This window comes from Rhodopseudomonas palustris HaA2 (genome assembly GCF_000013365.1).
Classification (GTDB): Bacteria; Pseudomonadota; Alphaproteobacteria; order Rhizobiales; family Xanthobacteraceae; genus Rhodopseudomonas; species Rhodopseudomonas palustris_J.
In genome coordinates this window covers 2,360,046-2,373,154 of record NC_007778.1, presented here as the reverse complement: position 1 = coordinate 2,373,154, position 13,109 = coordinate 2,360,046, and the positions used below count along the sequence as shown (strand labels likewise).

The window sequence follows — 13,109 nt, the reverse complement described above, 5'->3', positions numbered from 1 at the left end:
GCCTTTGTCGCATTGGAATCACTCAAGATCAAAATGGTTCTAAACAAACACCTCCGCAAACATCCGGAGACGACCGGCCGAAAAATCGGATTGTGCCGAACAGACAAGCATTTGCGCAATCCTTGCGCGTCGGCATGCGGTGCGCGGATAGTGAGGCCTGGTGTCACTCGGACGGCGGGCTCGGCGGCTTCATCAGCGAGAACAATTCGTCGACGGTCTGCTGCGCGATGATGCGGACGCGGTCGGCATCGAGGGCTCCGCCGATTCTGATTCCGCTCACCACCGCGCGGATCTCGTCGCGAAATTCGCTGAGGAAGCGCAGCGGGTCAGGTTGATCATTGGCGACCCGCGCGATCAGGCCGGTGATCAGAATCTGGCACGCGATCATTCGCCCGTTCAGCTCTTCCATACAGCGCTCCGAGGGGCCGCGGCGACGAAATGGCCACACCCGCTGCGGCGGATATGACCGAGCGCGGCCCTGCAGACAATTGGAAGAGTTCTCAACTGCCACGGTCGCCCCTGTCGGCCGAGGTCGCGCTGGCGGCGAAGGGAGGCGCCCGCCTCTGCACAGCCGAGCCGGCATTCGCCATCAGGAAGCCCTTGCGGGGACCGGCCGAGCCCGTTAGAAGTCGCCCCACATCCGAGGCGCCCGGCAGATCGATTCAGCCCGCGCCCCGGCACCAGCGTAAATGCCTGATTTCGTGAGGCATTTTCCGGTGGGGAATGGTGTAACGGTAGCACAACAGACTCTGACTCTGTTTGTCTAGGTTCGAATCCTAGTTCCCCAGCCATTCCGGATCGAGCAGCCGCCTCGACGCATTCAGCACCCGGCCGTGGCCGCGATCGACCGGAGAGGTTTTCGTGAGTCACTGCAGGGCCAGCCGCCCCGTGATGCGGCCAGCACCACACGACACGTACCCGCCGGCTCCACCTCAGCGCAATCACCCGCTCTCCCTACAGCTCCGACAGATCGCTCGGCACATCGCCGAACGCCTTGAGCAGCACCGCGTCGTGAAACTCGCCGATCAAGGGATCGCCGGTGCGGCTGAACGCGACTGCGCCGGCATTGCCGCTGGTCCGCGCCAGCACCTCGGCCCTGCGGATGGCAGCGGATGCGCTCTGGCACTCCGCCGGCTCACCCGGCACCACGCCGTCGTCCGCCGCAGCGAAGGGCAGCGCCACGTAGTAGGTGAGATCGGCCATCGAATCGCCCTCCGGGCCTGACTGCGCGGCGAAATTGTTCACACTATGTTCTTATCGAGTCAAGCGGCGCGCGAGGCCGACGCGGTGCGCGGCGAAGCGGTGAGACGCGCGACGCCGGCCTCAGCGCGGCTTCGTGCTCCCCGCCTCCAGCTCCGCCGCGAGCGCCAGCAGATCCTCGTCGCAGGCGCGACCGCCGATCAGCGAGAGGCCGATCGGGCAGTCGTCGAGCGTGGCGAGCGGCAGCGACAGTTGCGGCAGGCCGGCGTGGCCGGCGGGGCAGAGCAGTTCGAGCGAGCGGGCGCGGAAGGTTTCCAGCGCCTCGCCCGTGCTGTTGCGCAGCGGCGCGATGCCGGGGGCGGTCGGCGCGATCAGCACGGCGTCGTCCTGCAGCAGCGTCCGCATCGTCGCCGTGATGGTGTCGCGCAGCGCTTTCGCTGCGACGACTTCGGCCGGATCGAGCACCGCGGCGGCGGCGAAGCGTTCCTTGACGCCGGGGCCGAACGCCGGCTTCACCGCGTTCACCCACGCGCCATGCGCCGCCCAGGCCTCGGCGGATTGCAGCACGCGAAACGCATTGCGCCATGCCGGGCGCTGATCGCCCGCGACCTCGACCGGCTCGGGCTCGCCGAGCATCGCGGCGAGCTGCGCGAGCCCGGGCTGCAACACCTCGACGACGCGCGGCTCGAGCGCGGCGAACAGATCGCGCGCGATCAGCACGCGCTTGGGCCGCCGCGGCGCGCGGACGCCGTCGAGCAGCACCTCACCCACCCGCGCCATCAGCGCAGCGCTGCGCGAAAACCAGCCGACGGTGTCGTAACTCGGCGCCAGCGGCACCGCGCCGTCGAGCGGAATCCGCCCATGCGTGGTGCGGATGCCGTAGACGCCGCAATAGCTCGCCGGCAGCCGCACCGAGCCGCCGGTGTCCGAGCCGATCGCGAAATCCACCAGCCCGCCGGCGGTGGCCGCGGCCGAGCCGCTCGACGAGCCGCCCGGAATCCGCCCCGGCGCGGCCGGATTGATCGGCGTGCCGTAATGCGCGTTCTCGCCATTGAGGCTCCACGCCATCTCGTCGGTGTGGGTCTTGCCGACCATGGTGCCGCCGGCGGCGAACAGCCGGTCGACCACGGGCGAGGATTGCGTCGGCACCGGATGGGTCGCCAGCCATTCCGGGCTGCCGGCGCCGGTCGGCAGACCCGCGACGTCGAAGAAATCCTTCACCGCGAAGGTCAGCCCGGCCAGCGCGCCGCTGTCCTGCGTCCGCCGATCGCCCCGGCCATGGGTGCAGAACGCGTTCAGATTGTCGTCGACCGGCATCGTCATCTCCGTGAGTTTCTTGTTGTCGCCGCGCGGCGAGATCAGTTCGGCTTGTGCAGGATTGCGGCGGGCTTGTCGAATGTGCGCAGGCCGCGCTTCAGCCCGAACAAAGGCTGCGCGATCTCGCAGACCGCCTGCGCCTTGGTGGCGCAATCCAGCACCACGAGATCGGCCGGATGGCCGACGGCGATGCCGTAATCCGCGCGGTTGATCAGCTTCGCCGAGCCCGACGTCACCATGTCGAGGCAGCCCGTGAGATCGGCGGTCGCCGCGACCTGGGTGATGTTGGCGTAGAGATTGATCATCCGGATCAGCGAGCAGTCGCCGAACGGCGTGAACGGGTTGAGCACGTTGTTGGTCGAGATGCTGCAATTGACGCCGTGATGACGCAGCCAGTGCGCCGGCGTCACGCCGCGCGGCACGTTGAACTCGGCGTCGCGGCCGGTGAGAAACAGATCGGTCGCCGGCAGCACGGTGACGGCGACGCCGGCGTCCGCAAGGCGCTTGGCCGCGGCGTCGAATGCGGCCTTGGGCATCGCCGACAGCTTCGTCACATGCCCGATCGCGACGCGGCCGCCCCAGCCGGTGGCGTCCGCCATCCGGCAGACCTCGTCGAGATCGAGATGCGCCGGGTCGAGGCCGAAATCGAGATGGAAGTCGATATCGACGCCGAACTGTTTGGCCATCTCGAAGATGCGGCCGATCTGGCCGTGGGAATCCTTGTCCATATAGGGCGCGCCGCCGACCACGTCGGCGCCCTCGCGCAGCGCCTGCAGCATCACCGCGTCGCAGCCGGGATCGTCGAGCAGGCCCTCTTGCGGAAACACGCAGAGCTGCAGATCGATCGCCCAGGCATAGTCCAGCTTCAATTGCTTCAGCGCGCGAAAGCTGGTGAGCCCGACCCGCGGGTCCACTTCAACGTGGGTGCGCATCTGATTGGTGCCGTTCTTGATCGCCTTTTCCAGCGTCTGCGACGCGCGCTGGTACACGTCCTCCTCGGTGAAGCCGCGCTTGGCTTTCACCACTTCGGCGATGGCCTCGTCGAGCGTACCCTTCTCGCAATTGCAGCGGCCGAGCAGGCAGGATTTGTCGAGATGGATATGGGTTTCGACGAAGCCCGGCACGACGAGGCGGCCGCCGCAATCGTGCTCCGGCGCGCCGGTCGCCGGCAGGCCCGCCTCGATCGCGGCGAAGCGTCCGGCCTTGATGCCGATGTCGAGCGCCGTCTCGGGACGATCGACGACGGCGGCGTTGCGGAGAATGAGATCGAACGTCACGGAAGGACTCCTGAACAAGAACGGGCGCGCGTCACTGCGCAGCTTCGGCATGGCCGAGATAAGCGGCCTCGACCTCGGGATCGCTGGCGAGCGCCGCGGCGCTGTCGTCGCGGACGATGCGGCCGCTGTCGATCACATAGCCGCGGTCGGACACCGCCAGCGCCAGCACGGCGATCTGGTCGACCAGGAGGATGGTGATGCCCTCGTCGCGCAGATCGGCGAGCACGTCGTAAAGTTCGTTGATCATTGCGGGCGCAAGCCCCAGCGACGGCTCGTCGAGCAGCAGGATGCGCGGCTTCGCCATCATGCCGCGCGCGATCGCCAGCATCTGCTGCTCGCCGCCGGACAACAGCCCTGCCCGGCTGTTCAGCCGTTCGCGCAGCCGCGGAAACCGCTTCAGCACGGCTTCGATCTCGGCGGCGTAGTCGACGTTGGTCCGCGTGTTGGCGCCGAGTTCGAGATTGTCGTAGACGCTGAGTTCGGGAAACACCTGGCGGCCTTCCGGCACCAGCGCGAGGCCGCGCGCGGCGATACGATGCGCCTCGATCGTCTCGATGCGTTCGTCGTCGAGAATGACGTCGCCCTGCACCGGGCGCAGCAGGCCGGAGAGCGCGCGCATCATGGTCGATTTGCCGGCGCCATTGGCGCCGATCAGCGCCACCATCTCGCCGGGCCGCACTTGCAGATTGACCTTTTGCAGCACCGGCGCGGCGCCATAACCGGCGACCAGATCGATCACGTCCAGCACCGCGTCGCGCGAGCCGTCCCACGGCGTCTCGCGGCCGCGCGCGCGCATTTCGGCGCCGCCGAGATAGGCGGCCAGCACCTTCGGATCGCGGCGGATGACGTTGGCGGTGCCGGCCGCGATCGGCGTGCCGGCGTCGAGCACCACGACGTGGTCGGAAATCCCCATCACCAGCCGCATGTCGTGCTCGACCAGAATGACGGCGATTCCGAGATCGGCGATCCGGCGCAGCAGGCCGCTCAGCGCGTCCTTGTCGGCCGCCATCAGCCCGGCGGCGGGCTCGTCGAGCAGCAGCACGCGCGGCCGCATCGCCAGCGCGCGGGCGATCTCGACCAGCCGGCGATCGACATGCGGCAGATCGCCGGCGACCGCGGCCAGCGCGCCGCGATAGCCGACGAAATCGATCAGCGCTTCGGCCGCGGCCTCGTCGGCGTCGTTGGCGGCGAAGGCCAGCATCGAGCCGAGCCGGCCGCGGCGCATCGCGATCAGCACGTTGTCGCGCACGCTCATGGTCTCGAACAGCTTGGTGGTCTGATAGGTGCGGCCGATGCCGGCGCGCGCCACCTTCCACGCCGGCTCGCCGGCGAGTTCCTGCCCGCCAAGCCGGATGCTGCCGGCGTCGGGCTTGTAGAAGCCGCCGATCATGTTGAGCACGGTGGTCTTGCCGGCGCCGTTCGGGCCGATCACGCTGGTGACCATGCCGGGCTCGGCGATGAACGACACCTGCGAGGCCGCGCGGATGCCGCCGAAGCTGATGCCGATGCCGCTCACCTCGAGCGCGCCGCGCTCGGGCGACGCGGCGAGAAACGCGGCGACATCGCCGGGCTGCGCCGGCCGCGGATCGATCCGGCGCACCAGCCGCGCCAGCGTGCCGAGGATACCCTCCGGCGCCAGCCACAGCACCAGCAGCAGCAGCAGCCCGAAGAACAGCAGCCGATATTCGGCGAGTTGCGACAGCATCTCCGGCAGCACCACGGTGATGGCGGCGCCGACCACCGGGCCGAGCACCCATCCGGCGCCGCCGACGATGCAGGCGAACAGGAACAGGATCGACTGCGAGAACGGAAACGAGTCCGGCGCGACGAAGGCGATCAGCGCCGCGAAGATGCCACCGGCGATGCCCGCCAGCGCCGCCGACAGCACGAACGCCGCCGCCTTGACGCTGACCGGATTGAGCCCGATCGAGCGTGCCGCGATCTCGGCGTCGCGCACCGCGACCATCGCCTTGCCCCAGGCCGAGCCGGCGAGCCGATAGAACAGATAGGTCGAAGCACCGGCCAGCCCGATCGCCAGCAGGGCGATCTCGCGCTCGGTGAACATGGTGCCGGCCAGCGTCGGCGGCGGCAGCCCCATCAGGCCGTTGGAGCCGCCGGTGAGGCCGCGCCATTCGATGGTGAGATGCTGAACGATGAAGGCGAAGGCGATGGTGATCATCGCGAGATAAGGCCCGCTGACGCGCAGCGCCGGCAGCGACAGCAGCAGACCAATGGCGCCGGCGATCACGCCCGCAAGCGGCAGCGCCAGCCAGAAACTCAGTCCCTGCAGGGTCAGGATCGCCACCGTATAGGCGCCGATCGCGTAGAAGCCGACATGGCCGATCGAGATCTGCCCGGTGAGCCCGACCAGCACATTGAGACCGACGCCTACGATGCAGGTGAGCGCCACCATCGCCAGCACGAACGGCAAATAGCCTTCCGCCCGCGCGGCGTAGAGCGCGGCGATCGCGGTGAGGATCAGCACTGTCGCCGGCATCGCGTAGCTGCGCAATTTCGTCGGAAGCGTCATCGTCAGACCTTGTTGATCGCGGCGTGGCCGAACAGGCCGTTCGGCCGCAGCGCCAGCGCCAGGATCACCACCGAAAACACCACGATCTGGGTGTAGACCGAGCCGAGGAACGAGGTGACCAGCGCCTCGATCAGGCCGTAGGCGAGACCGGCGATCACCACGCCCCAAGCCGAGCCCATGCCGCCGAGGATCGCCACCGCAAACGCCTTGATGCCGAACAGCGTGCCCATCTCCGAACTGACGCTGAACAACGGCGCGATCAGCAGGCCGGCGAGACCGGCGAGCGCCGTCGACACCATGAAGGAGATCGCGATCGTGCGATGCACGTTGATACCCATCAGCCGCGCGGCGTCGGGGTTCTGCACCACCGCCAGCAACGCCTTGCCGCGCCGCGTATGGCGCAGCAGCAGATGCATCACCGCGGCGGCGCCGATCCCGACCAGCGGGATCACCAGTTGCAGCGGATACACGCCGGCGCCGAAAAGCCGGATCGGTTGGCTCGCCCAGTCGGAGGGAAAGCCGCGCGGCTCCTTGCCGAAGGTGAACATTACCGCATTGTCGAGCACGATGCCGGCCGCGACGGTCGCCATCAGCCAGGCATTGGAGCCGCGCACCACGAACGGCCGCACCAGGATGCGCTCGACCACCAGGCCGAACAGCGCGCAGACCCCGAGCGCCGCGACGATCGCCAGTGGCATCGGCCAGCCATATCTGACCCCGAACGTGTAGCCCAGCACGGCGCCCAGCATCATCGCCGAGCCCTGCGCGAAATTGACCGTATTGGACACCACGTAAGTGATGTGGAAGCCCAGCGCGATCAGCCCGTACATGCTGCCGAGGCCGATGCCCGAGATGATGGCGGAGGTGAGCATGGGAATCCTTAGGAGAGAACGTTTGGTACCAACCTCTCCCCGCCCTTTGCGGGGAGAGGTCGACCGGCGAAGCCGGTCGGGTGAGGGGCCAGGCACGAAGCCGCCTTGCAACCAGTCTCTCGGGTCACCCGGTCTGCGCACCATCCGACCCGAAAGCTATCCGATCGGTCGGCGCCGTGCCTGGCCCCTCACCCGACTCGAACCGGCTTCGCCGCTTCGAGCCACCCTCTCCCCGCCAAGAGCGGGGAGAGGGAAGAGGGCCGTCAGTTCGTCAGCGGCAGGATCTCGGCGCCCTTGAAGTAGGTGAACAGATAGTCCGAGGGCGACAGCGCGTCGTGATTGTCGGCGGTGAAGGGCTTGTTGTAGGTCTTGATCAGCCCGTCATAGCTGCCGATCTGGTAGAAGCCTTCGCGGACCTTCGGGCCTTCGGTCGAGCCGGCCTTGGCGATCGCCAGCGCGGTGAGATGCATGGCGTCGTAGGCATTGGCGATGCCGACCGCGGGGGTGACGTCGGCGGCCGTCTTGACCTCGGGATATTTCTTCTTCAGCGCGTCGAACAGCGCCACGGCTTTCGGGCTGGTGTTGCCGGAGAAGCTGAAGGTCTGGATGAAGTGGACCTTCTCGGCGCTGGGGCCGGCCAACTCCGTGAAACGCCCGCCGGCCGGGCCCCAATGCGACACCACCGGCACGCTCCAGCCCATCCGGTCGAGCGACTTCACCACCTGCGCGGAGGGCGCGACATTGGCGACCATGAACAGCGTGTCGGCGCCGGCGTCCTTCAGCCGGGTGAGCTGCGGCACGACGTCGACGTCGCCGGTCTCGAATTTCTCGATGCCGGCGGCGGTCATCTTCTTGGCGTCGAGCGCGCTCTTCAGCCCGGCCTCGTTGGATTCGCCCCAGGGATTGTTGATGAGGATCATGCCCGGCTTCTTGGCGCCGTATTTCTTGACCGCGTAGTCGACCAGCGCGATGTCGACCAGTTCGTCGACCGCGGAGACGCGGAACACGTAGTTCTCCGGCGCGCCGTTGCGGGTGATCTTGGTACCGGCGGCCCAGACGCCGATGAACGGCACCTTGGACTGATTGGCGAACGGCACGATCGCCATCGACACCGGCGTATCGATGCCGCCGAAGTAAGCGGCGACCTTCTCGCGCTGCACCAGCTCGCGCGCGGCGATCACGCCCTTGGCGGGATTGCTCTCGTCGTCGCGCACCACCAGTTCCAGCTTCTTGCCGAGCACGCCGCCCTTGGCGTTGATCTCGTCCAGCGCCAGCGACAGACCGCGGACGATGGCCTCGCCGGACTTCGCCGACTGGCCGGACATCGCCGCCACCAGGCCGACCTTCAGGGTCTCCTGGGCCGATGCCGGCCCGACAGCGATCAGTGCCAGCGACGCGGCGCCGGCCGCGAGCAACAGGCGACGCGAAATATGGGAAGCGAAACTCATCACGGGCTCCTCGCAGGATGAAAGATCGCATCCTGGCTAGCAAGCGCTGTGCCATCCCGGAGATCGGCGCCAAGCCGCCGGAATTCGCGAGAAAGCCCACTGAGACCGCCGTTTTTCGCGACCGCTGCCCATTATCCAGACAGCGCCCGCACAAATCGTATACAATTTTTGTTGGAAACGGATACGATATCTGGCACCGGGCTTGCTTGGACCGCCCCGCCCGTTGTCGCATGTTCAGGAGAATTCCCGTGTCATCATCCCGCGCCGAAACCGCGCCGTCCATGGATCAGACCGCCGCAGCCGCGGCGCTGGTCGAACGTTTTCTCGTGGCGTCGATGGTTCCCGACCCCGAGACGGCCGGCACCTTCATGGCTCCCGACGTGGCGATCACCTTCACCGGCGGCCGCAAATTCCAGCATCCGCGCGAGGCGACCGCGTTCAACGCCGGCCGCTACAAATGGGTGAAGAAGAAGATGGAGCGCACCGACGTCGCGCCCGGAAACGGCGAGACCATCGTCTACAACACCGGCACGCTGTACGGCGAATGGCCCGACGGCACGCCGTTCGAGGGCAATCGCTATGTCGACCGTTTCGTGGTGCGCGACGGCAAGATCGTCAAGATGGACGTCTGGAACGACAGCGCCGAGCGGTTGCTGACCCGGCACGGCATCGAGGCGTAAGCATTGCGAGCGAAGCGAAGTCATGACGCTGTTGGCGCGGCTCAACGCTTCTTCGCGCCGGCTTTCCTGGTCTTCGGCAACGCGGCCTCTTTCGCATAGGGCGACAGGATGTCCTGGATGTCGCGCGCTTCCGGGGCGTGCGGCACGATCAGCGCGCGCTCGGCCACTGCGTCGAGATGATGATCCATCAGCGCGGTGGCGCGGGTGGCGTCGCCCGACGCCAATGCGGCGATGATGGCGCGATGCTCGCTGACGGCGCAATCGGCCGAATGCGGCCGGCTGTACAGCGCGAGAATCAGTCCGCAGCGCGAGGCGACCTCGCTGACATAGCGCGCCAGCACCGGATTGCCGGTCATCTCGGCGAGCCGGATATGGAACGCGGTGGCGAGCCGGATCGACAGCGGCACATTGCTGCCCCTCGCCTGCTGCTCGGCGTCGACATGCTGCTCGAGTTGCCTGATCTGCTCGCGCGTCAGCCGGCCGGCGAGCCGCGCCACCACCAGCCGCTCCAGCCCGATCCGGACGTCGAAGATGTCGCGCGCCTCGTTCCAGCTCGGGGTCGCGACCGCGGCGCCGCGATTGCGGCGCAGTTCGACCAGCCCTTCCGCGGCCAACCGGCCCAGCGCGGCGCGGACGATGGTGCGGCTGGCGCCGAATTTCTCGCCGATCGCGTCTTCGGGAAGCTTGGCGCCGGGCTGCAGCGCCTGCTCGATGATGGCGTGCCACAACGCCTTGTAGATGACCGCGCCGCGATCAGGAGCTCGTGGGGATTTTGCCATCGCATCGAAATCGCTGGAGTACCTCGCGTGATTGCCACAGCGCCGGCCCGAATGCAATTTGCGGCGACAGGACGATGACGCGCGCGCCGTCGATCATCAGTTCGGCCGGCCAGTCGTGGCCGAGGAAGTTCAGCGGGCTCGCGTGCTTGGCATAGGCTCCGCAATTGGCGAACGCCAGCAGGTCGCCGGCGGCGAGATCGCACGGCAGCTCGGCGGCGCCGGCGAGGCGATCGATCGGCGTGCACAGCGGCCCGGCGATTTCGGTCGGCTCGCAAGGCTCCCCCGATCGCGCGCCGACCCGCGCCACCGCCACCGGCCGGCGCAGCGACCGCATCGTTCCGGACAGGCCGAGCACGTGATGAATGCCGCCGTCGAGCAGCGCGTAGCGCACGCCGAACGACCGCTTCACATCGACCACGCGCGCGACGTAGCAGCCCGCGGGCCCGACGAGATAGCGCCCGGATTCGGCGGCGAACTGCAGCGGCCGGTCGCCGAACACGCCGGCGAGCGCGGCGAAACACGCGCGGACCGGCGCGAGATCGAGCGGCGCGTCGTCGGCGTAGAACGGCGCACCGAAGCCGCCGCCGAAATTGACGAACTGCAGATCGAAGCGCGACCCGAGCGACGCCGCCACGCGCGCAAAGGCGTCGAACCGCGCGATCAGCTTCGCCGGATCGAGCGTCTGCGACGCCTGGTGATTGTGCAGGCCGACAATGCGCAGACGATCGAGCCGCGCGGCGCGCGCTGTGACCTCGTCCAGCGCGTCGGTATCCATGCCGAACGGCGAAGGCCCGCCCCAGCCGCCGCGGCGTTCGCCGCCCGGCCCGAGATTGACGCGCAGGGCGACGCGCACCGTCGCGCCGCGCGCGACGCACAGCGCCTGCAGCGTGTCGAGCTCGGCGACGGATTCCGCCTGCACCGCGAAGATGCAGGCCTCGATCGCGCAGCGCAGCTCCGGCGCGGTCTTCGCCGGGCCGGAGAACACGATGCGATCCGGCGCGACGCCGCAGGCGAGCGCGAGCCGCAATTCGCCGCCCGACGCCACTTCGGCGCCGAGGCCCTCGCCGGCGAACAGCCGGATCACATCGGGCGCGGGATTGGCCTTCACCGCGAAGAACAATCGCGCGCCCGGCGGCAGCGCCTCCTGCAATCGCGCCGCGGCGGCGCGCATCGCCGGCGCGTCGTAGATGAACAGCGGCGTGCCGTGGCGCGCGGCGAGCGTCGCGACCCGATCGGGATCGAACGCGGCCGGGGCGCTCATCGCGGTGGCTCGTCGCCGGGCCGCAGCCGCAGCGTGCGCGCCAGCACGGCGATGTCGAGGCCGGCGGCGACCACGACCGCGACTTCGGACGGATACGGCCAGCGCCAATCCGCCAGCGACAGAAACGGTGCAGGTCCGCCGTCGGCCGCCGCCGGCCAGCGACGGATTCGCGGCGCCACCGGCCAGCGCGACGACGCCACCAGCATCGCGTCCCAGCCCCCGGCCTCGACCTCGGCGCGCAGCGCGACGCCGTCATGCGTCACGGTCGCGGTGACGGGTAGCGCCGCGGGACGATCGGCCACGATCTCGCAGCGGCCGCAATTCAGCAGCACGCGCGGCGCGATGCCGAGATGATCGAGGTCCGCCGCAAATCGCAGCGCCGGCGCGCCGCAATGCGGACAGGCCTCCTTGCCGTCCGCCGCCATGGTGGCGTGTGGAATCCACAGATCGCGCAAGCTGCCGCGGGCGGCGGCGTAGGCAACGCAAGCGCGGCGCAGGCGCGCCCGCGTCGCCGCATCCTGCGACTGCCGATAGCCCTGCAGCGCGCTGCGCAGATATCGCCGCAGGCTCGCCTCACGCCGCGCCGGCTTCGGCAGCATCTGCGACACCGGCCCGTCGCGCACGCAGAGTTCGATCAGACGCGCCGCCGGATCGGCGGCGGCGAGCTGCACGCCGCGCGGCGGCCTGCGGGGCCGCGCCGCCCGCGGCTGCGGAGCCTCAGTGCGCAGCGGCGCGATCCGCAGATCCGGATCGCCGAACAGACAGAGCTGATAAGCCGCGCGCTGCGCATCGGCGCGCGCATTGACCGCGGCGAGCGCCTCACCGACGGTCGCACCCGCCATCAGCCGATCGAGCAAAGCGGCCGGCAGCGTCGCCGGCGCCATCGTGATCCGCCATGTCGTCAGCAGCGCCGCGATCGACGGACTTTCCGCGAGCAGCACGCCCGCGCCCCACACCCGCCCGACCAGCCCGTGCTGCGACGGAAAGCCGATGCAGGTGTTCCAGATCAGCACCCGCGCGGCGATCTGCGAGACGGTGAGCTGCGCCGCGCGATGCGCATCGGAGCCGAGGTGGTGCCGGTTGCGATAGCAGCGCGCGGTGATCCGGCACACCGGCGCAGCGTCGGGGGGCCGCGCGCGCCACACGTCGTCGACCGGGCACAGGATCAGCGGCCCGAGATCGCCGTCGATGCCGTCGCCATGGCCGTGGATCAGCACCACGCTGTCGCCGCGGCCGAGCGCGGTGCGGATCTCGTCGGGGCGTGACCTGCGCCCGAGCAGCGTCGAGTCCGCGGCCGTCATGGTCTCGATGTCGAGGCCCGGAATCAGCTCGACCCGATGCGGCCGATCCTCGCCGCCGGCGGCGAGCGCCGCGGCGCAGCTCAGCAAACGGCGGCGCAGCCGCTCCGGCGTCGCGCCGATGATCAGGCCCGGATAGGCGTCGCGGCGTTCACCGTACAGCGCGTCGATCATTTCGTCGTCGATCCGCGCGGTCAGCGCGACGATGACCTTGCAGCGGGCGAGCGCATCCGCGCCGGCCGTCGTCGTGACCATGTATCGGCGACCCGTCAGCTCCGCATACAGCGCCGCTGCGGACACAGCCTCGTCGCCGAGGGCGACGATGTCGCCTGCGTCGGGCCGAGCTACACCTGCGCCGCGCACTTCGATCAGCAGTTCGTCTCCGCTGCTACACGACGCGCGGATCATGCTGCGATCATCGCGATTGAAGTTGCGCATCTGCACAAT

General features: G+C 68.9%; 11 protein-coding genes and 1 tRNA gene. 2 read left to right on the top strand and 10 right to left on the bottom strand.

Annotated elements, in window-relative coordinates; genetic code table 11:
- Positions 1-163: 163 nt before the first annotated feature.
- Positions 164-409 (bottom strand): hypothetical protein, encoded by a 246-nt coding sequence (locus tag RPB_RS10495; RefSeq protein ID WP_011440981.1) that lies wholly within the window; start codon positions 407-409, stop codon positions 164-166.
- A 308-nt stretch (positions 410-717) separates the two neighbouring features.
- Between RPB_RS10495 and RPB_RS10490 the strand changes: the two genes are divergently transcribed.
- Positions 718-791 (top strand) — tRNA-Gln (locus RPB_RS10490).
- A gap of 163 nt (positions 792-954) precedes the next feature.
- Here RPB_RS10490 and RPB_RS10485 read toward each other — a convergent pair.
- The 6 genes from RPB_RS10485 to RPB_RS10460 form a co-directional block, all read right to left on the bottom strand.
- Positions 955-1,203 carry a hypothetical protein gene (locus RPB_RS10485; RefSeq protein WP_011440980.1) on the bottom strand — a complete coding sequence of 83 codons (249 nt, stop codon included), beginning with the start codon at positions 1,201-1,203 and terminating at the stop codon, positions 955-957.
- 120 nt (positions 1,204-1,323) lie between these two features.
- On the bottom strand, positions 1,324-2,517 hold the full coding sequence (locus RPB_RS10480; protein WP_041798668.1) for an amidase: 1,194 nt from the start codon (positions 2,515-2,517) through the stop codon (positions 1,324-1,326).
- 41 nt (positions 2,518-2,558) lie between these two features.
- Entirely contained in the window at positions 2,559-3,794 is a 1,236-nt protein-coding gene (locus RPB_RS10475) for an amidohydrolase family protein (RefSeq protein ID WP_011440978.1), read from the bottom strand.
- 31 nt (positions 3,795-3,825) lie between these two features.
- Positions 3,826-6,324, bottom strand: coding sequence for a branched-chain amino acid ABC transporter ATP-binding protein/permease (locus RPB_RS10470; protein ID WP_011440977.1), 2,499 nt, complete (start codon positions 6,322-6,324; stop codon positions 3,826-3,828).
- Positions 6,325-6,326: 2 nt separating this feature from the next.
- Positions 6,327-7,196, bottom strand: coding sequence for a branched-chain amino acid ABC transporter permease (locus RPB_RS10465; protein WP_011440976.1), 870 nt, complete (start codon positions 7,194-7,196; stop codon positions 6,327-6,329).
- A 263-nt stretch (positions 7,197-7,459) separates the two neighbouring features.
- The gene (locus tag RPB_RS10460) at positions 7,460-8,644 is read right to left on the bottom strand and encodes an ABC transporter substrate-binding protein (RefSeq protein WP_011440975.1); all 1,185 of its coding nucleotides are present in this window, start codon (positions 8,642-8,644) and stop codon (positions 7,460-7,462) included.
- A 281-nt stretch (positions 8,645-8,925) separates the two neighbouring features.
- Here RPB_RS10460 and RPB_RS10455 point away from each other — a divergent pair, with 281 nt between their 5' ends.
- The gene (locus tag RPB_RS10455) at positions 8,926-9,324 is read left to right on the top strand and encodes a nuclear transport factor 2 family protein (protein ID WP_245258361.1); all 399 of its coding nucleotides are present in this window, start codon (positions 8,926-8,928) and stop codon (positions 9,322-9,324) included.
- A gap of 41 nt (positions 9,325-9,365) precedes the next feature.
- Here the strand turns inward: RPB_RS10455 and RPB_RS10450 are convergent, their stop codons facing one another.
- Genes RPB_RS10450 through RPB_RS10440 form a run of 3 tightly spaced genes read right to left on the bottom strand, consistent with a single transcriptional unit; the run spans position 9,366 to position 13,100 of the window.
- Positions 9,366-10,103 carry a GntR family transcriptional regulator gene (locus RPB_RS10450; RefSeq protein ID WP_011440973.1) on the bottom strand — a complete coding sequence of 246 codons (738 nt, stop codon included), beginning with the start codon at positions 10,101-10,103 and terminating at the stop codon, positions 9,366-9,368.
- Positions 10,078-11,364 (bottom strand): alanine racemase, encoded by a 1,287-nt coding sequence (locus RPB_RS10445; protein WP_011440972.1) that lies wholly within the window; start codon positions 11,362-11,364, stop codon positions 10,078-10,080. The genes RPB_RS10450 and RPB_RS10445 overlap by 26 nt, the downstream gene beginning before the upstream one ends.
- Positions 11,361-13,100: a hypothetical protein gene (locus tag RPB_RS10440; protein ID WP_011440971.1), complete on the bottom strand. Its 1,740-nt coding sequence runs from the start codon at positions 13,098-13,100 to the stop codon at positions 11,361-11,363. The genes RPB_RS10445 and RPB_RS10440 overlap by 4 nt, the downstream gene beginning before the upstream one ends.
- Positions 13,101-13,109 lie beyond the last annotated feature (9 nt).

Coding starts and splice junctions, on each gene's coding strand:
- RPB_RS10495 (WP_011440981.1), bottom strand. CDS start 409: ATGGAAGAGCTGAACGGGCGAATGATCGCGTGCCAGATTCTGATCACC.
- RPB_RS10485 (WP_011440980.1), bottom strand. CDS start 1,203: ATGGCCGATCTCACCTACTACGTGGCGCTGCCCTTCGCTGCGGCGGAC.
- RPB_RS10480 (WP_041798668.1), bottom strand. CDS start 2,517: ATGCCGGTCGACGACAATCTGAACGCGTTCTGCACCCATGGCCGGGGC.
- RPB_RS10470 (WP_011440977.1), bottom strand. CDS start 6,324: ATGACGCTTCCGACGAAATTGCGCAGCTACGCGATGCCGGCGACAGTG.
- RPB_RS10465 (WP_011440976.1), bottom strand. CDS start 7,196: ATGCTCACCTCCGCCATCATCTCGGGCATCGGCCTCGGCAGCATGTAC.
- RPB_RS10460 (WP_011440975.1), bottom strand. CDS start 8,644: ATGAGTTTCGCTTCCCATATTTCGCGTCGCCTGTTGCTCGCGGCCGGC.
- RPB_RS10455 (WP_245258361.1), top strand. CDS start 8,926: ATGGATCAGACCGCCGCAGCCGCGGCGCTGGTCGAACGTTTTCTCGTG.
- RPB_RS10450 (WP_011440973.1), bottom strand. CDS start 10,103: ATGGCAAAATCCCCACGAGCTCCTGATCGCGGCGCGGTCATCTACAAG.
- RPB_RS10445 (WP_011440972.1), bottom strand. CDS start 11,364: ATGAGCGCCCCGGCCGCGTTCGATCCCGATCGGGTCGCGACGCTCGCC.
- RPB_RS10440 (WP_011440971.1), bottom strand. CDS start 13,100: ATGCGCAACTTCAATCGCGATGATCGCAGCATGATCCGCGCGTCGTGT.